The sequence below is a fragment of the Variimorphobacter sp. HTMS_6 genome (genome assembly GCF_059717775.1).
This window is the reverse complement of record NZ_AP046094.1, coordinates 1248492-1273897: the sequence shown is the minus strand read 5'-3', so window position 1 is coordinate 1273897 and position 25406 is coordinate 1248492. Positions and strand designations below refer to the sequence as shown.

Genomic DNA, 25406 nt, shown 5'->3' with positions numbered 1-25406 from the left:
ACGTACAATAAATCTACAAATTATCCCGCCTGTGCGAAGCAGGAATTCAATGCTTCCGATACAGTAAAACTAAGCCTCTTTATGGATTCATCGATATTCTTCGGAGTAACAAACATGTTATCCACCTGTTGTTCCATCACCTCAGAGATAAATTTATCCACATCCTCTTCGCTAAAACCGCTTTTTTGCATATACGTTGTTAAGGAATCCGCAACGATTGTGGTAGCTGCGACCACGGTGGGAACACCAAGTGCTACCGTCTTAACCCCTAGGCTCTCTTCATTCAGCGCCTTGCGGTTATTACCCACTCCCGATCCTGGGCTAATTCCGGTATCGGTTAATTGTATAGTAGTATTAACGCGGCTAACGCTTCTGGAAGCCAACGCATCAATAACAATGATCAGTTTAGGATTTGTCTCCTTAATTACGCCCTTGATAATCTCTACCGTCTCCATTCCGGTTTGCGCCATAACACCAGGCGCAATCGCGCTGACGCTACCTAGCTTATGCTTATCCTTAAATTCCTTACCATATTCTCTGATTAAATGTCTTGTGATAAATAGATTGTCTACGACCTGAGGTCCTAATGCATCCGGTGTTACCTCTCGATTGCCTAGCCCTACCACCAATATTTCTTCTCTTTTTAGATCACCGGCTAGATTTTTAAGTTGCTTAATTACTTCCTGCGAAACTGGTTTATTGTAATCCTCATCACCCTGATACATATCGGGAGCCTCGATCGTAATATAGGTTCCGATTGGCCTCTGCATTGCATTGGCTCCCTTTTCATCCTTAATCTCAACAGTCGATACCCGGATATTATTCTTTTCATCAAAATTCTCGGTTAGTATAACACCCTTGATTTCAACATCATCTTCAGGAAAGCTTTCCCTTACCTCTAAAGCCAAGTCAGTTCTGATTTTACTCAAGCGATTATCCTCCAAAATATTTTATTCTATTTTTGTATTATTTTCTGCAAAGTTTATTAAATTATGTATTGACAGAACAATTACTATCGACTACTATATAAGAGTATGTTTCCATTAGAACGTCCGTGTCTCCGGATTTAATGAAACAAGTTATGAATAACCGTATATGAGTAAACATCTCACTCTCAATTTGATGTCCTTAGTAATCCGGTTAAATATTAATAATATTTTTGGAGGTATACGAAATGGCTAATATTAAATCTGCTAAAAAGAGAATTTTAGTTAACGCTACTAAGGCTGCAAGAAATAAGGCTATCAAGTCTAAGGTTAAGACAATGATTAAGAAGGTAGATGCTGCTGTCGTTGCAGGTGATAAGGATGTTGCTAAGACAAGCTTAGTTGAAGCTATCACTGAAATCGATAAGGCTTGTTCTAAGGGTGTATTCCACAAGAATACAGTTGCTAGAAAAGTATCTCGCTTAACAAAGGCTGTAAATAAAATCGCTTAATTTTTGCAAAGTGTAATTATTACCCGGAAATGTTTAACCCACATTTCCGGGTTTTTTACGTGCTTGAAAGAGATTACTATTCTATAACAACTGATCTGTCTCTATCTCACTTTCGAGGATTCGCTTTAATATCTTTACGCCTCGTTCGAGTTCTTCTATGGAACGGGTAGCGGTGACGGAAATTCTTATCCATCCACGGGGACGCGTATTGCCGACCAGGAAGCGTTCATCAGAAAACACCTGTACTCCCTCGTTTTTTGCACATATCTCAAAGCTCTTGCCGGTAAATGTATTCGGCAGCTGAAGCCAACGAAACGGGCAACTATTCTGACCTTCAACAATATAAGCTTTTAATTCACGATTCATTATCTCGTTTCGGATAACTGTATCCGATCTTCGTTCCCACGCAATCCTTTCCGCTCTTTCGGAAAATATCAGTCTTGAGGATAATTCCAGCAGAAACGGAGAAACCGTGATATTCAGATTATATAACGCAGTGGACAGCTCCCTTTTTAAGTGCTTGGGTGCTGCAATATATGCCAGCCTTAAGCCTGGTGATATTACCTTTGATAGACTCAATAGATAAATACTGTTCTCCGGTGCAAAGGAGGATACTGGTGGTAGAGGCTTTTCTACCAACAAGCTATTTATCGCATCCTCAATTACAATTAATTGATACTGCTCTGCAACCTTACCAATCATCTTTCTCGTATTTAAGCTCATTACATGCGTAGTGGGATTGTGAAAATCGGGGATTATATAGATCCCTTTAATCTTATCGTTCTTACACGCACTGATTAAGCCCTCCTCCGTTATCTCATTCCCATGTGACTCAATTGGAACTAATTGAATCCCTAACATTTTCGCTGCTGTTTTAATCCCAGGGTAGGTTAAGGGATCCGTACCTATTCGATCTCCCGCCTTGAATAAGGAGGACAGAATAGCGGTTATAGCATTCTGCCCTCCACTTGAGAATAAAATATCTTCCGCAGACACATCCCTGTTGGCTGCTTTCATCCATCTAACCGCAGCTTCTTTCTGGCTCGGGGTATAATCTGTGCTTCCGTATTGAAACAGCTTCTCCACTTCAGGCTCCGTTAATAACTTCAGCATATATTCAATCATCAATTGATTTGGCTGGATACTGGGAAGTATCGCTCCCATCTCAATTATCTGCATGGAATCAGAATTAATCTTGATGATATGGTTACTTCCTGCATCACTTGCAACATATGTTCCATTCCCTACCGAAGCACAGATTAAACCACTCTGTTCACATAGTTTGAACGCTCTGGATACCGTGCTGAGATTGATATCAAGATAATCCGCAAGTTCACGCTGCGGAGGAAGCTTCGTACCGGGAAGCAATCTCCCATTTGTGATATCTTCTTCAAGCAAGTTTGCAAGCGCCTTATAAATGGGTGCCTCCGTTTTCACCAAATTCGGTTTCCAGCTCATCGGGTAATTTTCAAAGGAATTCACCGGCATGTCTTCTCCTCCTGTTCACACAATAATTCATATTTAACAAATATAAATAGCCACAATATAGCATATAAATACCATACATACTCCATACAAATACAAAGATAATATACACATAACAACTCAATTATATGTAATAATATTTACTCAGCAAACCATGCTATAGTCACGCTTATATCCATACATTTTACAATTTTTCCGAATTAAAATTATAAACAAATCCAATATCTTACTAATATTGTTTTGCATACAATTATATTATTGTTCGGTACAATAATCAATGCTATAATTCTCAAAAGTAAAATTATTTACAAATTTAAAAATTTAAATTTAAAAATTTCATAAATAACAGTAATTAAATATGGCATTTTATCCGACAAGGCGTTGTCTAGGGTTTTTAGCATTGTATTTATAATAGGAATGAAAAGAAAGAAGGACAAGAATATGCAGTATTTATACTCCGATCGAATTATGAAAACAAAACCCTCATTTACCAGAGAAATCTTAAAAGTTAGCGGTAATAAGGACATTATTTCATTTGCAGGGGGACTTCCCAACCCCATATCCTTTCCGTTAGAGGAGTTATCAAAATCCTCTGAACGAATCATTCGTGATAGCGGGGAAGCTGTATTTCAATATTCAACTACAGAAGGGTATTTTCCGCTCAGACAATATATAGCGGCTCGTTATAAGAAGCGATTTGGATTAGATTTTTCACCGGAGGATATTATGATCACCACCGGTTCTCAGCAAGGACTGGATCTGTTAGGTAAAGTATTTATTAATAAAGGGGATAAAATATTAATTGAGGAACCCGGATATCTTGGTGCGATCCAAGCCTTCTCATTATTCGAGCCGGAATTTATACCGTTGACCTTGGAAGAGGACGGCGTAAATCTGAATGAGTTGGAGGAAGCACTGAAAAAAAATAAGGTTAAGATCTTTTATAGTGTGCCAAATTATCAGAATCCGACCGGCCTCTCCTATTCGAAGGAAAAGCGTGAGGCGGTATATAAGATACTACAAAGATACAATGTTGTGCTCGTTGAGGATGACCCCTATAGTGAACTTTGTTTTGATGGTAAAACACTTCCATATATCGGAGCGAACAAATTAGAAAACAGCGTACTTTTTGGCTCCTTTTCAAAAACAATTACTCCTGGCATGAGATTGGGTTTTCTTTGTACAAAGAACAAGGAAATTATGCAGCATGTTATAACTGCAAAGCAGGGCTCCGATTTGCACACGAATATCTTTGGCCAGTATTTAATCTATGACTACCTGAAACATAATGATTATGAGGAGCATATCACCAAAATCAAGTCCCTATATCAGTCACAATGTAATACGATGCTTCACTCAATGAAGGAGTTTTTTCCGGGCTATGTATCCTATACTACTCCGGTCGGTGGTATGTTTATATGGGCAACCCTACATAACGGATTACCCACCATTGATTTAATTAAGGAAGCTACCGACGCAAAGGTACTATTTGTCCCGGGAGACCCTTTTTATACTTACAGGGAGCGTGTTAATACAATGCGTCTTAATTATACAAATTCAGATACCAACACAATAAATGAGGGAATTAAACGCTTGGCTACAATTCTAAAGCAACACGAGTAAGAATTGGTCTATTCGCTAAATTTTTTCGCCTGATATCTTCCATAGAATCTGGTATGTCCAAAGCCGAATATCTTACGGAAGACAGTAAATCTCGATAAGAATATAATTAATTGGTCAAGTAGTAACCAGAATAACAAGACCGATAATATTACGTAAACTGCTCCGATTGTATGTACTATGAATGGATTTAAGTCTGCACTAAATTTATCTCTCACATTCGGGTATAGCAGGTAGAAAGGATTTAAGAACATAGCTCCAAACGATAGCACAATGCGTGCAGTTGAGGTTTGGATAGCATGCTTCGGGCAGGAATTAATACATCTTAAACACCCTTCACAGTTTAATTTCCAACGAATACTCCTTCCATCCGATCGAATCGCTTGAACCGGACATTCACGAACGCATTGTTTACACTGATTACAGGAGGCATCCGCTCCAAACAACTTACCAAAGCCTCTTCGTCCGAGCAAGGAATATAACACTCCAAAGGGTATGCTCCACAGAAAGTTGATTGGAAATATCCTACGATGATAGCTCTGATGCTCCGCTATTCGGTTTGCTATTATAGAGAGCGGCTTCAGCCCTTCTGTAAGTATTATTTTATTAGCTGTTTCATTTCTAGGTGGTGCCACAATTGTTACGTTATATGGAAGATCAAGCGTTTCACTAATTACAACATCATAATGCTTTGCCTTCAAGTATATCCTGGCTTGATGTAGCGCCCATCCCTGATAACCATCCCGAAAGCGTATAGAGATCTTTCCATTCGTAGATATTACCACCGTTTTAGCCATATTACCCGTCTCTAGGTTACGAATGTATTTACGTACAATATGCGGAACGGAGGTTGCAAACACAGGAAAGAAAAACAAATGAAGAGAATAGTCCTTTATATCGCTGCGCTTCCCCTTCTCGATTGGATGAAATGTGAATTCATAATCACTTAAACACTTCTCTCTGATAAGCTGCGTCGCAGCCATTAGTGAGTTACCGGTTCCACTAAAATAATGTATCAAAGCTTTTTTCATAACAATCTCCCCATTCACTTTAATAATTCCATTATAAGCCATCTACCAATTTCAGTAAATACCTTCTTCGCTATAATAAAACCCTCACAATTAAGCTCGTTATCCGTTGCATTTTTAAATTGAATTATGTAATATTTTGTCTTGTTGACGTAGACTCCTGTGGGCGAGTAATTGATTCTTTTGTCAATTCTTTATCCGAAAGACTTTAATAATAGTGATACACCAACCAAGGTATTTCCGTAAAAAAGGCTCAAAACCGCATATTCTCTACGATTTTAAGCCTTATGATAACGGAAACGGTGGGATTCGAACCCACGAGCCCCGTTAGGGACTACCTGATTTCGAGTCAGGGCCGTTATGACCTCTTCGATACGTTTCCATATATAATAACCAAATTCTCTGAACAGATTATTCTCAGTTCAAATCACTCAGGTATTTACTTTTATTTTGTAACTTCGCTCTTACTAAAGGTTAATATAAATAGTTCAACACCGATTTTCTCGATCATTCTTCCGGTTTTAATTTGCTCTTCCACTTCTGTTCCAAACTCCAACGCTTCCTTTAATCTTTTTGAAGTAAAATTCCTGGATTGAGCAACATACTTATTTACCGAGAAAGGTGGTATCCCAACTTTTTCACTGATAGAAGCCGAATTATGACCAAGCGACTGCAGATTCTTTACTTGAAGCATGATATTGAAATGTCTAATAATTAAAAACAAGATAGACATTGGCTTCTCTCGTACTGATAATAAATCATAGTATAAATCAAGAGCTTTCGCAGACTGTTGACTTCCGATTGCATCAATCATCTGAAATATCTTGCCGTTAATCTGAGTTGTAACAACCGCATCAATATCCTGCAGTGTAATCACATCACGATCTATGGCATAGCTATTTATCTTCTCAACCTCATTACAGATATTTATCATATCCGTTCCGGTCTTATCTAAAAGATTATTAATCGTAGCCTCGGTAATTTTTTTACTGTTCTGTTCAAATAATGATGCTACAAACAATTTTAAATTTCTCTCATCTAATCCATTCATTTCAGATACAGTTCCACGATCACGTATCATTTTAAAGAGTTTATTTCTCTTATCAATTTCACTCTCAACGAATATTGTAATCGTACTGTCAGGTGCTTTATCAAGTATTTCACTCATATCACTCTGGCTTTTGAATAGTCCGCTGTTTTCAATTATAATTAAGCGAAACTCACTAAAGAACGGTAATGTGTTTGCCACCTCTGCCACTTTTAACGGATCTACATTCTTTCCTTCATAATAAGAAAAGTTCATCTCATTGTCATCGGTTAGAATCGCATCTTTTAATTTGTCTCGATATAGCTTTTTTAAATATTCTTCTGAACCATACAAAAGATAGAATTGTTTAAAGCTTTTTGTTTTTATATGCTCTCTGATTACCTTCATAACCTATACTCCTGACTACAGAACAGAACATAAACTATTCTACCTAATTCATATACAAATTGCAAGCACAAATCGTTCTGTTTTTTGTATTAATTGATCGTCCCGAATCGGCTAAACGGTAGGATGCGAAACATTGCACGACCGCCGATATTTTCTCGTTTTACATTACCGACCTGTTTAAATCTACTATCCCTACTAATCGCCCGATTGTCACCAAGTACAAAGTACTCATCCTTTGCCAATTTAATCGGATTCGCGGCTCTTCCTGCCTCCGTAATTGGATCCTTGCCGTAATGTTCCTTTAATACTTTACCATTTATATATATATCACTACCGATTATCTGAACAGTTTCTCCAGGAAGGCCAATTATTCGCTTCACATAATAGTCTGATTGCTCTCTTCCGTAAGGATAAAATACAATTATATCAAATCGCTTTAAAGCATCAAATCGATAGGAGAGCTTTTCAACATAGAGTTGATCACCATTATGTAATGTATTTAACATGGAATCCCCATCGACATAGGTTCTCTGTATCACATAATTCGGGATAATATACACAACCACAAAGATCAGAATAAGGTAGAAAATCAAATCAATAAACAGACCCTTTTTACTTGGTTTCTTTTGTTTTTCCTTTGCTGTTTCATCCACTATTTCATATGGCTCTTCAAAATCTTGATAGGTAGTTTCCTCATCTATAAGCCCATTTATATCAGAGTTTATAGAATTATTTCCTCTTGAGAAGGCTTTCACTTTTTCCAAATCTGTCTTTTCTTCTTCCGGATCATTTGACACCAAGCCATTCCCTCCATTTCCTTAAACATATCCCTTTAATCTATGCAAAGTATGGCAATAGAGCGTTATTCAATCATCACTTATCACTGTATAGCCATAGCTTCGCGTAAATACAAAGCACTTTCATATCAGATTGTATGAAAGTGCTGTCATAATTTTCACTCTTGCTTATACAATTATCGATACAATAAATTAAGCTTCAGTTGTTCCATTCGTATCGTTTTGTTGTTCTTGCTCTTCTGGAGTTTCATCATCTCCAACAATCTTTACCTTAGAGCGGTTTAATTCTTCTACAGCGATGGAAAGTGGTTTCGGATAAGTAACATTTACCAAAGGCATAGCACCGTCGATAATTTGTCTTGCACGTCTTGCAGTAGCGATTACGATTGAATATCTACTGTTTACAACAGGCTGCTCACCCGGTTCTACCTCGCTATTTACTACTTTCATTAAATCTGTATATGATGGATGCAACATAATTAAATCTCCTTCCAATCTCTTTCATTTAATATTTATTATCATATCATAATAATCCTGATTACTCACTCGGTGTATTATCTTGTATCTCTGAAATTCCTTTTTGATTTACTCTTCCTGCAATCGTATCCGGTAACAGGGAGGATAGGATCAAATGTCCACTCTCCGTAACAATCACTGCCTTTGTTCTTCTTCCACAAGTCGCATCGATTGCCATACCCTGATCTTTAGCTGTTTGTATCATTCGTTTGATCGGTGCCGCCTCAGGGCTGATTATACTGATTATTTTTCCGGAGTTCACTACATTTCCAAAGCCTACATTCACTAACTTACTCAAAGTTATTCCTCATTTCGCCAACTTCTATTCGATATTCTGAATTTGCTCTCTGACTTTTTCAATCTCAGTCTTTAAGTCAATTGCTTTATTGGTTACCTCTAAGTCATTTGCCTTCGATAATATTGTATTCGCTTCTCTGTTCATCTCTTGCGCAATGAAGTCCAACTTTCTACCTACATTATCATTCTCATTCAAAGTATCCTTCATATTGAGAATATGACTTTTCAATCGAACTGTTTCCTCATCCACGCAGATTTTATCAGCAAAGATTGTGACTTCTGTTGCGAGAACACCCTCATCAATTCTGGTATCTCCCAACAATTCACTCACCTTAGTCATCAGTTTATTACGATACTCTTTTACAATCTCAGGTGATCTGGTCTCTATAAACTCTACCAGATTAAGCATATTATCTAATTTTGAGAATATATCCTTCTTAAGGTTCGCACCCTCTGCGATTCTTGTCTCAACAAACTTTACAGCAGCTGTTCGCACAGCCTCCTCGACTAATTCCCATAATTCCTTTTCATCAATGGTTTGCTCTTCCAGAGTAAATACATCTGGATATCTGGACAAGGTGGACACCCTAATATCATTTTCTAATCCAAAGTCATTGCCTATCTTCTCTAAATTAGTCAAATATTCTTTTGCTAATTCAGCGTTATATTTTACACATACGTTATTCTCTGTGTAATCTTCGTATGTAATGTAAACATCTATCTTACCTCTACCTATATATTGCTTTAATAAATTGCGGATACCCGCTTCAAAAAAGCCAAGTTTCTTAGGCATTTTTATCGCAATCTCACAGTATCTGTGATTCACTGCTTTCATCTCAATCGTTATTTTACGATCCATTCCTGCGATTTCACATCGTCCAAAGCCTGTCATGCTTTTTAACATATCTGCACACTCTTTCATTTGTGATTATGCTTTCTTGTGCATCACAATTATTTTATTACATTCAATTCATTATAAGGGATATAACTTTACAAGTCAAGAATTTATCACATCAAAAACAACCTCAAAAACTGACCATAAATAAACAATTTTATAACGGAATCTCCTTATCACAATCAAATTGAGAATATGGCATTATAAAAATGTTTAGTTTATGGTCAGTTAAAGTTATCTTCCTATACTTAATTTTTTATGAATAGGGTTTTTACCCAAACCCTTTTTTTAGGAGAAATCAGCGATTGATAAATATCTCTCTCCGGTATCCGGTAAGATTACTACAATCACCTTTCCTGCATTCTCCGGTCTTTTTGCAACCTGAGTCGCTGCCCAAAGAGCTGCACCGGATGAGATTCCTACAAGAACGCCTTCTTTTTTTGCGATTTCCCTTGCTGTTTCAAAGGCATTTTCTGTAGTAACTGTGATAATCTCATTATAGATATTCTTGTTCAATGTTCCCGGTACAAAGTTTGGTCCAAGACCCTGAAGTCGATGGGATCCTAATCTTCCCTCCGATAACAATGGAGAATCCGCCGGCTCTACCGCAACAATTTGGATATTGGGATTCTTAGATCTTAAATAAGCTCCTGTTCCTGAAATGGTTCCACCGGTACCGACACCTGCTACAAAGATTTCTACTGTTCCTTCGGTATCTTCCCAAATCTCTACACCTGTAGTCTCCTCATGAACTTTAGGATTATTCGGATTTTCAAATTGAGAAGGGATAAAACTATTCGAGATCTCCTTATTTAATTCGATGGATTTATCAACCGCACCCTGCATTCCCTTCGGTCCTTCGGTAAGAATCAGTTCTGCGCCGTAGGCTTTCATAAGATTTCTTCGTTCAACACTCATTGTCTCAGGCATAGTAATAATTAGTTTCAAGCCGTAACTGGCGCACACGCTTGCAAGACCGATCCCTGTATTACCGCTGGTAGGTTCAATAATTACAGTGTCTTGATTAATTTGACCACTCTTTAGCGCCTCTTCAATCATCTTCTTTGCGATACGATCCTTCACGCTGCCTCCCGGATTAAAATATTCCAGTTTAGCAACAATCTTTGAATCAAGATTATGAATATGATTATAGTTTGCCAACTCTAGTAGTGGTGTCTTTCCAATTAACTCTGTAATTTTTTTCTTAAACTCAGCCATAACGGTTCTCCTTTTATATTAATTTTCTAAAGCTTGTTTTAAATCTTCAATGATATCATCAACATGTTCTGTGCCAATCGATAAACGAATGGTATTTGGTTTAATACCTACAGATAGAAGCTCTTCCGGATTCAATTGAGAATGAGTTGTGCTTGCCGGATGGATAACCAGTGATTTTACATCAGCAACATTTGCTAATAATGAAAAGATCTCCAATTTATCTATAAATGCTTTTGCTGTATTCGCATCACCCTTAAGCTCAAAAGTAAAGATAGAACTTCCGCCGTTCGGGAAGAATTTATTATATAATTCATGGTATGGATCGCTCGGCAAGGAAGGATGATTCACCTTTTCAACATTAGGATGATTATTCAAGAACTCAACCACCTTTAATGTATTATATATATGTCGCTCTACTCGAAGAGATAATGTCTCAAGTCCCTGAAGTAACAGGAAGGAGTTAAACGGGCTGATGGAAGCTCCGGTATCTCTTAATAAGGTTACTCTTGCTTTGATGATATATGCTAATGCACCAACCGCTTTTGTAAACTGTACACCATGATAGCTTGGATTTGGTTCGGTTAATCCCGGGAATTTACCGGAACCTTCCCAGTCAAACTTACCAGCATCAATAATTACACCACCGAGTGTTGTTCCATGTCCACCGATAAACTTGGTAGCGGAATGTACTACAACATCTGCACCGTACTCAATTGGTCGAAGTAAATATGGTGTTGCAAAGGTATTGTCTACAATCAATGGTATCTTATTATTGTGTGCAATCTCCGCAACCTTTTCAATATCGATAATATTACTGTTCGGATTTCCTAAGGATTCAATAAAGATTGCTTTTGTATTCGGCTGAATCGCCTTCTCAAAATTACTAATATCATCGGAGTCAACAAAAGTAGTTTTAATTCCGAAGTCTTCTAAAGTGTGAGCAAAGAGATTATATGTACCACCATAAATTGTGGAAGCAGATACAATGTGATCTCCGGCATGTGCGATATTTTGTACTGCATATGTAATCGCTGAAGCTCCGGAAGCAGTTGCTAACGCTGCTACTCCACCTTCTAATGCTGCAATTCTCTGTTCAAAAACATCAGAGGTAGGGTTCATAATTCTTGTATAGATATTTCCACCCTCACTCAGGTTAAATCTTGCTTCTGCCTGTGCGGAATCTGCAAACACATAGGATGTTGTCTGGTAAATCGGAACACTTCTTGCATCAGTTGCGCTATCCGGTTTTTCCTGTCCTACATGAAGTTGTAAAGTTTCAAATCTCAGTTTCTTTTCGTTTGCCATAATGAATACCTCCATGATAAATTTGTGATATGCATGCAATAACTACTATTCATACATATTTACTATGCTTTGGTAATTATACTAAACCCACTTGTAATATTTGTCAAGTAGGAAATGTAATTTATTTCAATATCATTATAGAGGAGACTACTCCAAAATCATTATTCTTAGAAAAGATGCTATAAAATAAAGCACTGATAAAATAACTGCGTGACAATATAACATAATTCCTTTAAAGCAACAATTATAAAGTAGCCTCATTTGATAATATTTTTCCAATTTATATAGAAAAATCCAAAGGAACTTTTCTTTTATGCTTATCTACAAGATCTTGGAGTGTGATCCGATCCACCACTGACTTAATTGCTTCATAGAGTTCTTCCCACACTTCTCTGGTTACACAACCTTCACTTCTTGAGCATTCATTCGTCAGATCCTCGACACAATCCACTGGTGTTAAATTTCCCTCTGTTAATCGAAGAATCATTCCTACCGTATATTCCGTAGGTGCTTTCATTAATTTATAACCACCCTGAGCTCCACGTATGCTTTTCACATATCCTGCACGGTTTAACAGTGATATAATCTGCTCTAAATATTTCTCGGAGATGTTCTGTCTAGCTGCAATACTTTTTATCGTAATATATTCACCGGTATTATTTAAAGCCAAATCCAACATTAAACGTAGTGCATATCTACCCTTTGTTGAAACCTTCATGACTTATCCTCCTCAGTAACTATTCGATTCTTTATTACTATAATACCATGTGAGTAGTAGGAATACAACTGTTCGCGCCTCACTTAACATCATCTTCTGAAATTAGTTCTTCGCCTCACCGGAAATGCGGATGGATAGGGATTTACTTCAGGTATTATTTTTTCCTCCTCATCAGGTATAAGATTAGTCTGTCTAAAGCTCAAAAACCAATCGACGCTGTAGATGTTTTCATTGATTTTCTCAATCCGTTCTGCTGCCGCACCGCAGTTCTCGGGTATTGGAAGCATCACATCATCATCTGGAAGCCACTGGGCAGGAATTAACACATGCTCCTCACCCGCTTTTTGTAACGCAATTACCATTCTTTTAACTTCTTGTATATTTACCCCAACCGAGGCCGGATAATGCAATATGGCCTTGATCTTTCCCACCTGATCGACAATAAAAACCGAACCCGATGTGCAACTGTCTTGATCGGAAGAGCCCACTAATCCATACTCCTTCGCTATCTCACTTTTTACATCTGCAATCAAGGGAAAAGTGATATCAATGTGCTTTTTATCTTTCCAGACCAGTTCTTTGATCTTTCGAGTCCAGGCAATATGGGAATATAACGAATCCCCTGATACTCCTATCAATTCAACATCTATGTCCTTAAACTCATTTATCATGGAGGCAAAAATCATAATTTCTGTAGTACTCACCGGTGTAAAATCCGCTCTATAACTAAATAGTACAACCCATTTTCCATAATAATCCCTTGGAAAATCTATCTCCCCTAATGTTGTAGGTGCACGAAAGCTTGGCGCCATATCTCCCATCATCGGCATAACTGCCACCTCTGAATTATGCTATTAATACAAAGATATGATAGCGTATCCATATATGATACAGTTTGACATAGAAAAGCAAGGGGCACAGCAAATAATCACTTATCCTGATCGGATCAGATTTTGCTATAACCCCTTGCTTTGTTTTGTTTATCTATTCTTTATAAAACATTGATAGCACATAGAGGTGTATTGATCATTTCCTCCGATCAATATCTGTTCCCCTTCTGTCACAATCTTACCATTTGCATCCAGACGTACATTCACCGTCGCTTTTCTACCGCAGGAACAGATCGTTTTAATCTCCGTTATAGAATCAGCTATTTCCATCAAACGTTTGCTTCCCGGAAACATCTTCGTTCTAAAATCCGCTCTTAGTCCAAAACAAATCACCGGTACATCAAAATCGATGACCAGATATGATAATTGGTTTACTTGTTCTTCCGTTAAGAATTGGCACTCATCAACAATGATTACATCCACTGGATTATCTAATTTTTGATATTCCTCATAAACATCCTCGTCCTCAGATAAAACAGAGGCTTTTGCAGATAGTCCGGCACGCGAACTTACAATACCTTCCCCATCACGGCTATCGATTTGAGGCTTAAATAACCATACCCTCATACCACGTTCTTCATAATTAAACTTCGTAATCAATGCCTGCGCTGTTTTTGAGCTTCCCATAACGCCGTATTTAAAATATAGTTTAGCCATCTTTTTTGTCCTTCGCTATTCTTTATTGAATTACTTCCGCTAACTGATCCAGCCAATCGCCCTCGAATAATTCTATCATACCCTTATCGCATGCCGCGGCAAGCTTAGGGTTAATTGGAAGCTTGGCATAATTCCTAATATTATACTTTGCAGCTACCTCTTCAATCTTACTCTCGCCAAAGATAGGATAAGCCTTATCACAATCCGGGCACACAAAGTATGACATATTCTCAACTAATCCAAGGATTGGTACATTCATCATCTGAGCCATCTTTACTGCTTTTCCAACGATCATGGAAACCAACTCCTGAGGTGAGGTAACTATGATAATTCCGTCAACCGGTAGGGATTGAAATACCGTAAGAGGTACATCACCTGTACCTGGAGGCATATCAACAAACATATAATCCACATCACTCCAGATAACCTCTGACCAGAACTGCTTTACAGTTCCTGCGATAACCGGTCCTCTCCATACAACGGGATCCGTCTCATCACCTAAAAGTAAATTAATTGACATCACATCGATTCCAGAATTACTTCTAACCGGATACATTCCAAGCTCACTGCCTTTTGCTCTTTCCTTTAAACCAAATGCTTTCGGGATGGAAGGTCCGGTAATATCTGCATCTAAAATTGCAGTATGGTAACCTTTCCTTTGCATCATTACCGCCATCAAAGAGGTAACCATTGATTTACCAACTCCACCCTTACCACTGACAATACCAATTACCTTTTTAACCTTACTCAGCTCATGTGGTTTTTCTAAAAAACTATTCTCGCCTTTTCTATCGCCACAGCTTGCACTACAGCTTCCGCAATCTTGACTGCAATCACTCATTTTCATCATCCTTTTCTATGTTTTTACATATATTTTCACACGAACAATACATGCTTACCCTTTGTATTAGTTTGTGTCGATGATTTCGCAGGCACAAACTAATAGATGTGAATTATGTTTTCCCATAAGTCACACTACTATCGAATTTATTATATCCCATTCTTCTTATAAGTCAATATCTCGTGCTTAGGATTCACTTCGTTTTTACGACTCAACCCCAATTTATCCGGAATTTAAAAATTACCATCATTGATTCAACAAAACACCCCTTTCACCTTTAACAACCAAACCATATCCCGAATATTATGATATATAACAACAAGAAAGGAGCTGATAAAATGCTTATGTTTTGTACGTCTACGCTTTTACCAATGCAGGCAGTTGGTTTGATTTATTTTCTTGAAGACTATATAGGAGTGCTAACTATCATCGGTGGTCTGTTTGTATTGATTGTTGGACTATTATATACAGTTCATTTAAAAAAGAAAGGCAACAAGCACGAGGTGATTACACCGATTACTGACATCATTGGTGATTCAGCTGAGCGTGTAAATGAATTAAATGAAGATATTAAACCTTTTGGTTTTGCATACGAACCCAATCAGGATATATTTTATTCCATCATGTATCCATGGCAGCGTGAGTTTGGCTACTGCAGATTATATGATGAAGCAAGTGCTGCGTTAAGTATGATTATTGATTGTGAACCGATTTATTTTGAATACAATGGCCGTAAATGGTTAATCGAATTCTGGAAAGGACAATACGGAATGAATACCGGAGCGGAAATCGGTATCTATTATACAACCAGTTCTGCCATGTCAATTCCAGGCATTTTTAACGGAACATTCTATCATAGTGTGGAGGATAAGGACTGCATTAATATGTCCTATGCTCTTCGCAAAAAAGGAAATTTATTGTTTACAAGGAGCGGTTTTCATTGGTGGCTAACCGGATTTAAATTAGGTGAATTCTCAAAGCCTTCCGAATTAACCATGGATATCGTAATAGAATTATATGATAAACGTATGACATTCACTTTTGTAAATGCACTGGTAAAGGCAGGATACAAGGACAACGAATACCAGGTTCAAAACAACAAGGTATACATTCATTTTGATAAACCTCACACTCCACAACCTGTTACCAGAACTGCATTTACCGACTTTCTCATGCTGAAAAATGATGAAAACCTATGCAATACCTACAACGAGTTAACAAAGGCATATCCTGATACGCTTGATAAATTGGAAGTACTCCGCAAGGAATCTCCCGGTATGTACAATAGTGCAATCAATATCGGGAAGCCACATGCAGTATATGATGCCTTTGTAGCAATCAACGAACATTTGGATAAGGATTAAAAACAAAAAGGGGGAAGGAGCATTGTCTACTTCAAAACGTTTATCCAAAGTGTTTAAGGAATCAACTATCATTAATTTTGATGATAGTTCACGTTTTGTAATCATGAGCGATTGTCATCGTGGAATAGGGAATTGGGGAGATAACTTTTCTGGTAATCAAAACCTATTTTTCGCTTCACTTTACTATTATTATGAAAACGGATTTACGTACATTGAATTGGGTGATGGAGATGAATTATGGGAAAATAGGGATATTAATGATATTATCAGCACGCATAGTGATGCTTTCTGGCTCATGTCTTTATTTTATAAAAACAATCGCCTTATGATGCTATACGGTAACCACGATATCATTAAACGGGATTCCCGATTCTCAAAAACAAAATGCCACAGCTTTTATTGCGAAAGTATTGATTCGCAGATTCCGTTATTCCCCGGCATCAAATTCCCCGAAGGACTCATACTTCAATATCGTCAATCCGCTCATAAGATTTTTTTAACCCATGGACATCAGGCAGACTTTCAAAATGATACATTATGGCGATTATCTCGCTTTCTCGTGCGTTATTTATGGAGACCCCTGGAATTGATAGGAATAAAAGACCCGACGAGCGCATCTAAAAACAACTCCAATAAAAATGCTATCGAAAATAGATTAAGAGACTGGATCATTCAGAACAAACATCCGCTTATATGCGGTCATACACATAGAGCGGAATTCCCCAGTGCCGGTCAGGTTCCTTATTTTAATGATGGCAGTTGTGTGCACCCGCGATGTATCACCGCATTAGAGATACGAAACGGAACAATCGCATTGGTGAAGTGGGCAATACTAACAAGACCAGATCGTACGCTTTATGTCGGACGTGAAGTTCTCGAAGGGCCAATTCGCATCATGGAATATTTTAAATCCCAGGAGTATTCCACCGAAGAAAATTAATATATGAAGGGCTGATGCAATTTTTTTTACATCAGCCCTATAATATCATCTTTTTTTAACGGAGTATCCGAATTTTCCAAGGTATTCTCCCAGTGAATAGTATTCCCCATGGGAGTATGTGATCAGTTCTGATTTGTTCAGATGAAAACGACCTGTTTCGTCCATATATTTCTTATCTACCCCTACATTTACGACTTCTGCAAGAAACATATCATGGCTTCCTAACGGAATAATCTCCTTTACCACGCACTCAATGCTGACCGGGCTTTCCTCAATATATGGAACATTCACCTTCTGTGCCTTTATTGGAGTGAGCTTCATCTCCTTGAATTTGTCCACATCTCTTCCGGATTTCACTCCGCAGTAATCTGCCTGAAATACCAGATCCTTTGTAACAAGATTGATAACAAATTCTCTGTTCTCCTTGATAATATCATAGGAATAACGCTCTTTTCTTATTGAAATCGATACCATAGCAGGATTCGTGCACACGGTACCCGCCCAGGCAATCGTAATAATATTAGGTTTTTCTTTAATTTTGCCACAGCTTACCATAACAGCCGGAATTGGATAAAGCATATTTCCCGGCTTCCAATTATCTCTCTCAGCCATAATTACCTCCGTCGTAATTCATTTTGTAATTTAGAATACAAAACGTATAATGGAACTATTATAAATGATTTCTTGTTAAAATCCAATTATTCTTTTTCGTATTCATAATAATCTTGACGAAAGATATTATTACCAATTGAGCCGGAAAAGGTTTATGATAAATGAATAATTTGAACTTCTTCCATACATAATATATCCAGTACATTATGGTAAAAAATAATACAGTTTGAAAGGAGAATACACATGAAAGCATCAGTTGACCAAGACGGCTGCATCAGCTGTGGTTTATGCATTGATATATGCCCCGAGGTATTCAGCTATAATGAAAATGACATTTCACAGGCTATTGAAGATGATATTCCGGAAAAACATTTAAAGCAGGCTGAAGAGGCTCGAGATGGTTGCCCTGTTAGTGTAATTAATTTAGAATAATTTTTATTATACTATTGATATTATTTTTCCTTCACTAGTCTATTTTTGTTTGATTATTTTTATATGTAAGATGTAATATCGTTTTATAAGCATTATTTTGAAATCGCTGGTGTTTAGGTCACGCATTTTGTGACTTTAAGCACCATTACATACTTCATCTATGCGAGAGCGTTATGCAATGAAATATGTTTCTATTGTTGCGATATTCCCATTATGTTATAATTTAGTTATAACAAATTTTAGGTGAATGAGGAGTGACTTTATGGATTTTAAATACGAAAAAAATAAAATATATTTAGATGATGAAAACAATCAAATGATTGCCGTTGTAACCTTTCCTAATGTGACAGCGGATATCGTCAATATCGATCACACCTATGTGGATAAATCTCTCCGCGGTCAGGGAGTCGCAGGCAAACTGATGGAGGCAGTAGTTACCCAGTTAAGGGCTAACAACCAGAAGGCAAAGCCAACTTGCAGTTATGCTGTGAAATGGTTTGGAGAACATCCGGAATATTCCGATGTCTTAGCTTAAAACTCTGCGGTAACAATTGTGATTCACTAAATACGATATCATTTTGTCTCAATTTTACACAAAACCTTGCTCCTCTGTTCACTGTTCATAAATCCAGTCACAGTACGGAGCATTTTTCATATTTTTGTTTTTTCATATCATGTTTGATACGTTTATAGCTAATTTAATACATTTACTATACTATAAGCCCGGTGCTATAATTCAACCATTCGTTTGATACACCACAAAAAATCGAATTATGATATACAAATATCAATATTGAAGTTATATAATTGACTATGAAAGCTATTCTTAATTGAAAGTGAGAGTATAAATATGAATGAAAACACATTATATCTGGAGTGTTACTCCGGAATCAGCGGTGATATGACCGTTGCGGCTTTACTTGATCTAGGAGCCGACCAAAAAATATTATTAGATGGATTAAATAGTTTAAAGGTAGACGGATATCGTATTGAGATAGGACGTAGATTAAAAAGTAGTATTGATGCTTGTGATTTTAATGTAATTTTAGATCAGGATATTGATTCTCATGATTTTGATCACGAAGAAGTACATAGTCATGACCACCTCCACCAAGATGGCCATTCCCATAGTCATTCCCACGAGGATGAACATTCTCATGACCATTTCCACCTGAATGACCATCCCCATGATCATCCTCATACTCATGATCTTTCTGAACCTAGCGAATCACTACATCTGGGACATCATGAGCATAGGAACTTATATGATATTAATTCAATTATAGAAGAATCTGATATTACAGATAACGCGAAAGATTTAGCAAAAAGAATCTTCCACATCATCGCGGTAGCAGAATCAAAGGCTCATTCCAAGCCCTTAGACGAGGTGCATTTTCATGAGGTTGGTGCAATTGATTCCATCGTCGATATCGTAGCTGCAGCGATATGTCTGGATAACCTGAATATTAAAAAAGTAATTGTTTCTGAATTGCACGAAGGAACCGGCCAAATCAAATGTCAGCATGGACTGCTTCCGATTCCTGTTCCTGCAGTAATCAATATAGCAGCAGAGCATCAGCTCCCACTCCATATTACCTCGGTAAAAGGTGAGCTTGTAACACCTACCGGAGCTGCGATTGTTGCTGCAATAAAGACTGAGGATCAATTACCAAAGAATATGCGTATCCAAAAAATCGGTCTGGGCGCCGGTAAGAGAATTTACCAGGGTGCTTCGGGTATACTACGTGCAATGTTAATTGAAGAGATTACCGCTGACACCGCTACGGATAAGATATGGGTACTTGAGGCAAATCTCGATGATTGTACCGGGGAAGCTCTTTCCTTCACAATGGAACTATTATTCCAAAACGGAGCGAAGGACGTCTACTATACTCCTATTTTTATGAAGAAGAACCGCCCTGCTTATCTGCTCGGTGTAATATGTAAGGAAGACGATATTAAAAAGCTGGAAGGAATTATCTTCACACATACAACCACGATTGGGATTCGTAAGCAAGAAGCCATTCGTACCATATTACCGAGGGAGCAAAAAACAGTAACCACGCCCTATGGTGATGTACAGTTAAAAATATGTACCTATGAAAACCAGACCTATATTTACCCCGAATACGAAAGCATCAAATCACTTTGTCAAAGTTCAGGACTGGATTATATGACGATGTATCAATTAGCTCAGTATGAAGGAAGAAAGAGTTTATTTTAATAACCGAGGAAATTATGATGAATAACACTAATAATGCAGAGATTTCAAGCTCTGCTGCCATAGAAGAACTATATAACCTATTCCAGTCTCATGTTAATGAGGGTATAGCAGTTGCTTTCTCTGGAGGGGTGGACAGCAGCCTTTTACTTAAGCTTGCCTGCGAGGTGGGTAAGACTTCAAATCACCGGGTACTTGCTGTTACTTTTGAAACACAGCTTCACCCCCATGGTGATTTGGAGGAGGCACGCAATCTAGCACTCAGTATGGGTGCAATTCACAAGACCATCCTTGTGGATGAATTTGCTGATCCTGAAATCATGAAAAATCCGGTTGACCGCTGCTACCGTTGTAAAAAATTATTATTTCAAACCTTTATCAAGGTAGCGAAGGAACAGGGCTTTACTTATCTTGTGGACGGAACAAATTATGATGATCGCAACGCTTACCGACCCGGGATGAAAGCGCTATTAGAACTGGGCATTAATAGCCCTTTACTGGAGTTACAAATTACAAAGCAACAAATTCGCTCCATGGCCACAGCATTACATATCTCCACCTCTGATAAGCCTTCTGCACCATGCCTGGCCACACGATTGCCCTACGGAACAACCTTTGATTTTGAACTACTCAAACGAATCGATCAGGGGGAACAATACCTGAGGAAGCTTGGTTTTTATAACGTAAGACTCAGGTTACACGATAACATTCTACGAATCGAGGTAGATAAGTCCGCCTTTCCTAGCCTTTTTGAACACACTTCAGTTATCATTCAGCATATGAAAGATCTTGGGTTTATTTATATTACACTGGATCTGGAAGGATTCCGATCAGGAAGTATGGATATTAATCTTACTTAGAAGGTTAAAAGAAAGGACAAGAAACGTTTTACCAACTTAAATTTTTGTTATATTTTTAAGATTCCTCTATATAATACTGTGGGAGGTGTCTTATGAAATATATTCGAATCCTAATTATACTAATATCAACTATATTACTTATGTTAAATTTGAAGCCGGTTACGAATACATATTATAACGAATCAAAGAATACAATAACCGACTCTTCCGGCAGCTTTCATGGCAAGGTTATTCAAAAACATGATTTTGTGCAAGGAGATATTCCCAGTACAACGGATTTCACCATTACCGGTACTTTAACCTGCAATAATAAGGTTTACCATTCAGACAACCTATGTGTCCTATATTGCGATAATACCGGGTTAACTCAAGTTGGGAATTCCAGTTCAATCAATATAAGAGTACAAAATATTTATAACAGCAAAGAAGGCTGCTCTTTCCCGATAAAGGTTAAGGTCGTAAAAGCTGATCAGAAGCTGAATTGTTCCTTAGAGGGTAGGATCTTCCACTTAACAGAAGATTATATGACGACTAACGAAAATCCATTGCCATTTTATCGAACAATTACATACTCTGTTAAGGATAGTGAAGGCAGACAGGTTGCAGGTGAAATCAATTATAGCGATAATATAAACGAATATGATATGGGTGATAATACCATTCAATATGCTTTTACCCCTGTTAATGATAACTATCCCGTGTTAAAAGGTTCCTTTATTATAAATTATTCACCAAAGTATACTTTATCGGCTGATTCCTTGTACATGCAGCCCGGTTCGACCTATACTCCAACTTCATATCCTAAAACACCTGCCGGATCAATTCATTGGACTTCTTCTGACAATCTTGTAGCCAATGTCAATCCCACAACCGGTGAAGTTAAAGCAATCCATAATGGAGATGCTATCATAACCACTTGCATAACTAACCCTAGTTCGAAAGAGCAATATACCTATTTTATGAAGGTGAATGTGGCAAATCAGGCGGATATCGTATCACTTAATAAAAACACCTTAAGTTTATCCATCAATGATTATTTTGACTTAAATGTCATTACCGCATATAGCGGTGGGAAATATTCCTTTGAGTCCAATAATTCCAATGTCTCGGTTGATCCGGCAAATGGAATCGTGCGAGCCATAAAGAAAGGTACTTCCATGATAAGTTGTTGTTTTACAAACGAAAGAACTGTATATGTTATTACATGTAATGCCACCATTGGTTAACCTTCATGGTGGCATTTTTAATATCTACGCTATTCTTCTATTCCTTTATTGCCAAACGATTAATCTGTGTAGCAATATATCCTGCGCCGAATCCATTATCTATATTGACCACAGCAAGTCCCTCCGCACAGGAATTGAGCATAGTCAATAATGCTGATACTCCTTGAAAGCTCGCGCCATAACCGATTGATGTCGGCACTGCTATCACCGGTTTATCCACCAATCCTGCTACAACACTTCCAAGAGCGCCCTCCATTCCTGCTACAGCAACAACACAGTTCGCATGACGGATATCTTCAAGCTTAGAAAACAATCGGTGTATTCCAGCTACCCCGACATCATAGATGCGAATAACATTACTTCCGAAGAATTCCGCTGTTTGTGCAGCTTCCTCAGCCACCGGGATATCGGCCGTGCCACCGGTGCAAACCACTATACAACCTACTTTTTCTTTCTGAGTCGTTTGTATCTTTAGTATTCTTGATAACGAATCATATTCCACTTCTGGAAGAACTTCTTTCACACTCTCATATTGCTCCTGCGTAGCTCTTGTTCCTAGAACATTCGTCCCCTTCTCATAGAAGTTCTGATAAATACTAATTAAGTGGGGAGTAGATTTTCCTGCGCAAAAAATAGCTTCCCCAAAGCCGGAGCGTAATTCCCTATGATGGTCAAGCTTCGCATGTCCAAGATCTTCATAAGGCAATTTCTTAAGAATCTCCTCGGCCTCACTTATCGTAACTTCATTATTTTTAACTTGTTCTAATAGTCTTTGAACATCCATATATAACTCCAATCTGCCTCTCCATCAATTGGATGGCTTATGCATTAAGTCTTATCATTTTTATTGATTTTCCATCTAGTATGGTACCATAAATACATAAAAAATACCAGTAGATGCAGTATATAATTCATGTCTTACAAACCCTAATAGTTTGTACTATCTTATCCAATATAAATACTTCGAGCAAATACAGCATCATTCTTTACTGCCCTCTGCTCGAAGCTTTATAAATCACGATATCCCTACATTAAACCATTCTCTTCTTCCTTAATATCACAAACCCATACGCAGTGAGTCTCAACTCCTCATATCCGTTATTCCATATCATCATCTTACCCTCTGTGTCTAGGTCAAGTGGCACTTCTGTCTCTCCTGCATTGAGCGCAACCGTGATACACTCCTCATCGGTATATCGTTCATATACAAAGAGATTACTGTCCTTCTCTGCTTCAACCGTTCGGTATCCTCCAACACGTAACCCTTTCAACTTCTTACGTAAAAATATCGCAGCCTTGTAAAAAGCAAACAATTCCTGCTCCTCATCAAATGGCATCGCTTGTAAGGTATCCACTTCCTTATCCCCGAATACTGGATTTTCATCTCCATACAAAATCATTGGTATTCCGGGGGATGTCATAAGATACAGAATAGAAAGCTTATACCGAGAAAAGTCTTTATTACATAAAAATAGAAACCGCGGTGTGCCTTTATCACTCAAAAAATTGATAAATGGATAAGGTATCTCCATCATGCAATCAAGCTTAGGTGGGTTAAAATGATCTCGAAACTCATCTGCATTAATATGATGCGTGGCAAAGAAATCCTTGCAGACATTATGAAATTGTTTATTAAACACAATATTTAATCCCTGAATAACTTCCTTGATCATATCTTCCTTGTTGATATCTTGCTTGAGCTTATCTTCGTTAGAATTATTAACTAGTATCAAACAATTCTCATTACATTTCTTGATTGCTTCACAAAACATAAGAAATGATTCCTTCATCGTATCAACTGTTTCATCAATTTTAACCCCATCTATTCCATATTCGATAATCCATTGACGACATAACGTAAGATAATAATTCATTCTTTCTTCATTGCTTGTTTCTTCCCCCTCTGAACCACTCTCCCCATCATACTCATGATATAATCCATCCATTATCACCTTAACATTGCAATCATGGCAGAAATTTACCAAGAATGCAAAATCCTTATTTTTCCCCAGTAGTCCATTAACTTGGGTATAATCATATGCATCCTTAATGTTTTCATCAGTTATAAATGGATTTAGACAAATACAGTTAACCCCAAGTTTAAGAATATAGTCTACATTATCAATGATTCCTTGAATTGTTCCCATTAAAGGCTCTGACACTGTTTCTTGCTTTAACAAATATTTCTCATCAGTATCCTCTACACTACTATTCGAATTCCGCCACGAAGCCGCAAAACGATCTGGTATAATCTCATATATGATTGCGTCTTTAATCCACTTCGTAACCTTATCGGAACTTTCACTTCTCTTCTCAATGTATTGATTTTCCTCAGACAGAGCATTTTCAGAATTGCTTACTTGCATTGTTACCTCCAAAGCTTTCTGTTACAGCAAATATATATTCAAGTAAGACAAAAAATAGTATTTCTGAAATGTAATCCACATGAACATAGTCTTCAAACAGCACATTATGGCAATATAACATTATTCCTTTGTATTATCATTTTATATCAACTCCTCACATCGCACACATTTTGTTCTAAACGAATTAAATAATCCCTCTAACGTATCAGTTTTAAACCGTTTACGTTAGAGGGATTATTTCAAAC

The 25406-nt window shown here is 37.6% G+C and carries 26 protein-coding genes and 1 tRNA gene; 9 read left to right on the top strand and 18 right to left on the bottom strand.

The window, feature by feature from the left end; genetic code table 11:
* Nucleotides 1–20 precede the first annotated feature (20 nt).
* Entirely contained in the window at nucleotides 21–929 is a 909-nt protein-coding gene (gene gpr / locus AC6IWN_RS05700; protein ID WP_497991404.1) for a GPR endopeptidase, read from the bottom strand.
* Between the two features lie 245 nt (nucleotides 930–1174).
* Between gpr and rpsT the strand changes: the two genes are divergently transcribed.
* Nucleotides 1175–1438 (top strand): 30S ribosomal protein S20, encoded by a 264-nt coding sequence (gene rpsT / locus AC6IWN_RS05695; RefSeq protein ID WP_497991403.1) that lies wholly within the window; start codon nucleotides 1175–1177, stop codon nucleotides 1436–1438.
* A gap of 81 nt (nucleotides 1439–1519) precedes the next feature.
* On the opposite strand, the gene AC6IWN_RS05690 is transcribed toward rpsT, so the two are convergent.
* A complete protein-coding gene (locus tag AC6IWN_RS05690; RefSeq protein WP_497991402.1) occupies nucleotides 1520–2926 on the bottom strand; it encodes an aminotransferase-like domain-containing protein in 1407 nt (468 codons plus the stop codon).
* A gap of 438 nt (nucleotides 2927–3364) precedes the next feature.
* Here AC6IWN_RS05690 and AC6IWN_RS05685 point away from each other — a divergent pair, with 438 nt between their 5' ends.
* On the top strand, nucleotides 3365–4546 hold the full coding sequence (locus tag AC6IWN_RS05685) for an aminotransferase-like domain-containing protein (RefSeq protein ID WP_497991401.1): 1182 nt from the start codon (nucleotides 3365–3367) through the stop codon (nucleotides 4544–4546).
* 8 nt (nucleotides 4547–4554) lie between these two features.
* Here AC6IWN_RS05685 and AC6IWN_RS05680 read toward each other — a convergent pair whose 3' ends face one another.
* From AC6IWN_RS05680 to AC6IWN_RS05620, 13 genes are all read right to left on the bottom strand, one after another.
* On the bottom strand, nucleotides 4555–5574 hold the full coding sequence (locus AC6IWN_RS05680; RefSeq protein WP_497991400.1) for an EFR1 family ferrodoxin: 1020 nt from the start codon (nucleotides 5572–5574) through the stop codon (nucleotides 4555–4557).
* Nucleotides 5575–5865: 291 nt separating this feature from the next.
* Nucleotides 5866–5953, bottom strand: a tRNA-Ser gene (locus AC6IWN_RS05675).
* A 63-nt stretch (nucleotides 5954–6016) separates the two neighbouring features.
* Entirely contained in the window at nucleotides 6017–7006 is a 990-nt protein-coding gene (holA, locus tag AC6IWN_RS05670) for a DNA polymerase III subunit delta (RefSeq protein ID WP_497991399.1), read from the bottom strand.
* A gap of 89 nt (nucleotides 7007–7095) precedes the next feature.
* Nucleotides 7096–7803 (bottom strand): signal peptidase I, encoded by a 708-nt coding sequence (gene lepB, locus AC6IWN_RS05665; protein ID WP_497992173.1) that lies wholly within the window; start codon nucleotides 7801–7803, stop codon nucleotides 7096–7098.
* Nucleotides 7804–7995: 192 nt separating this feature from the next.
* The gene (gene rpoZ / locus AC6IWN_RS05660) at nucleotides 7996–8280 is read right to left on the bottom strand and encodes a DNA-directed RNA polymerase subunit omega (RefSeq protein ID WP_497991398.1); all 285 of its coding nucleotides are present in this window, start codon (nucleotides 8278–8280) and stop codon (nucleotides 7996–7998) included.
* Between the two features lie 61 nt (nucleotides 8281–8341).
* Nucleotides 8342–8617, bottom strand: coding sequence for a DUF370 domain-containing protein (locus tag AC6IWN_RS05655; protein WP_497991397.1), 276 nt, complete (start codon nucleotides 8615–8617; stop codon nucleotides 8342–8344).
* 24 nt (nucleotides 8618–8641) lie between these two features.
* The gene (locus AC6IWN_RS05650; RefSeq protein WP_497991396.1) at nucleotides 8642–9520 is read right to left on the bottom strand and encodes a YicC/YloC family endoribonuclease; all 879 of its coding nucleotides are present in this window, start codon (nucleotides 9518–9520) and stop codon (nucleotides 8642–8644) included.
* 279 nt (nucleotides 9521–9799) lie between these two features.
* Entirely contained in the window at nucleotides 9800–10729 is a 930-nt protein-coding gene (gene cysK, locus AC6IWN_RS05645) for a cysteine synthase A (protein ID WP_497991395.1), read from the bottom strand.
* 18 nt (nucleotides 10730–10747) lie between these two features.
* Nucleotides 10748–12034, bottom strand: a complete 1287-nt coding sequence (locus AC6IWN_RS05640) for an O-acetylhomoserine aminocarboxypropyltransferase/cysteine synthase family protein (protein ID WP_497991394.1) — start codon at nucleotides 12032–12034, stop codon at nucleotides 10748–10750.
* Between the two features lie 280 nt (nucleotides 12035–12314).
* The gene (locus AC6IWN_RS05635; RefSeq protein ID WP_497991393.1) at nucleotides 12315–12752 is read right to left on the bottom strand and encodes an RrF2 family transcriptional regulator; all 438 of its coding nucleotides are present in this window, start codon (nucleotides 12750–12752) and stop codon (nucleotides 12315–12317) included.
* An 89-nt stretch (nucleotides 12753–12841) separates the two neighbouring features.
* Nucleotides 12842–13582, bottom strand: a complete 741-nt coding sequence (locus AC6IWN_RS05630) for a peroxiredoxin (protein WP_497991392.1) — start codon at nucleotides 13580–13582, stop codon at nucleotides 12842–12844.
* Nucleotides 13583–13732: 150 nt separating this feature from the next.
* Complete coding sequence (locus AC6IWN_RS05625) at nucleotides 13733–14299, bottom strand: thymidine kinase (protein WP_497991391.1); 567 nt, start codon at nucleotides 14297–14299, stop codon at nucleotides 13733–13735.
* Between the two features lie 22 nt (nucleotides 14300–14321).
* Entirely contained in the window at nucleotides 14322–15140 is an 819-nt protein-coding gene (locus AC6IWN_RS05620) for a P-loop NTPase (RefSeq protein WP_497991390.1), read from the bottom strand.
* A 338-nt stretch (nucleotides 15141–15478) separates the two neighbouring features.
* Between AC6IWN_RS05620 and AC6IWN_RS05615 the strand changes: the two genes are divergently transcribed.
* Together AC6IWN_RS05615 and AC6IWN_RS05610 are read left to right on the top strand one after the other, a co-directional pair.
* Nucleotides 15479–16504, top strand: a complete 1026-nt coding sequence (locus AC6IWN_RS05615; protein WP_497991389.1) for a DUF4474 domain-containing protein — start codon at nucleotides 15479–15481, stop codon at nucleotides 16502–16504.
* A gap of 22 nt (nucleotides 16505–16526) precedes the next feature.
* Nucleotides 16527–17444 (top strand): metallophosphoesterase, encoded by a 918-nt coding sequence (locus AC6IWN_RS05610; RefSeq protein ID WP_497991388.1) that lies wholly within the window; start codon nucleotides 16527–16529, stop codon nucleotides 17442–17444.
* A gap of 45 nt (nucleotides 17445–17489) precedes the next feature.
* On the opposite strand, the gene AC6IWN_RS05605 is transcribed toward AC6IWN_RS05610, so the two are convergent.
* A complete protein-coding gene (locus AC6IWN_RS05605; RefSeq protein ID WP_497991387.1) occupies nucleotides 17490–18056 on the bottom strand; it encodes a flavin reductase family protein in 567 nt (188 codons plus the stop codon).
* A 243-nt stretch (nucleotides 18057–18299) separates the two neighbouring features.
* Here AC6IWN_RS05605 and AC6IWN_RS05600 point away from each other — a divergent pair, with 243 nt between their 5' ends.
* The 5 genes from AC6IWN_RS05600 to AC6IWN_RS05580 all read left to right on the top strand — a co-directional run bounded on the left by AC6IWN_RS05600 (nucleotide 18300) and on the right by AC6IWN_RS05580 (nucleotide 22795).
* Complete coding sequence (locus AC6IWN_RS05600) at nucleotides 18300–18488, top strand: ferredoxin (protein ID WP_497991386.1); 189 nt, start codon at nucleotides 18300–18302, stop codon at nucleotides 18486–18488.
* 262 nt (nucleotides 18489–18750) lie between these two features.
* Nucleotides 18751–19023: a GNAT family N-acetyltransferase gene (locus tag AC6IWN_RS05595; protein ID WP_497991385.1), complete on the top strand. Its 273-nt coding sequence runs from the start codon at nucleotides 18751–18753 to the stop codon at nucleotides 19021–19023.
* 315 nt (nucleotides 19024–19338) lie between these two features.
* Nucleotides 19339–20712, top strand: coding sequence for a nickel pincer cofactor biosynthesis protein LarC (gene larC, locus AC6IWN_RS05590; RefSeq protein WP_497991384.1), 1374 nt, complete (start codon nucleotides 19339–19341; stop codon nucleotides 20710–20712).
* A 17-nt stretch (nucleotides 20713–20729) separates the two neighbouring features.
* Nucleotides 20730–21569, top strand: a complete 840-nt coding sequence (larE, locus tag AC6IWN_RS05585) for an ATP-dependent sacrificial sulfur transferase LarE (RefSeq protein ID WP_497991383.1) — start codon at nucleotides 20730–20732, stop codon at nucleotides 21567–21569.
* Nucleotides 21570–21661: 92 nt separating this feature from the next.
* The gene (locus AC6IWN_RS05580) at nucleotides 21662–22795 is read left to right on the top strand and encodes a hypothetical protein (protein ID WP_497991382.1); all 1134 of its coding nucleotides are present in this window, start codon (nucleotides 21662–21664) and stop codon (nucleotides 22793–22795) included.
* 37 nt (nucleotides 22796–22832) lie between these two features.
* Here AC6IWN_RS05580 and larB read toward each other — a convergent pair whose 3' ends face one another.
* Complete coding sequence (gene larB / locus AC6IWN_RS05575) at nucleotides 22833–23579, bottom strand: nickel pincer cofactor biosynthesis protein LarB (protein WP_497991381.1); 747 nt, start codon at nucleotides 23577–23579, stop codon at nucleotides 22833–22835.
* A 247-nt stretch (nucleotides 23580–23826) separates the two neighbouring features.
* Nucleotides 23827–25161, bottom strand: coding sequence for an alpha-amylase family glycosyl hydrolase (locus AC6IWN_RS05570; RefSeq protein WP_497991380.1), 1335 nt, complete (start codon nucleotides 25159–25161; stop codon nucleotides 23827–23829).
* Between the last annotated feature and the right edge of the window lie 245 nt (nucleotides 25162–25406).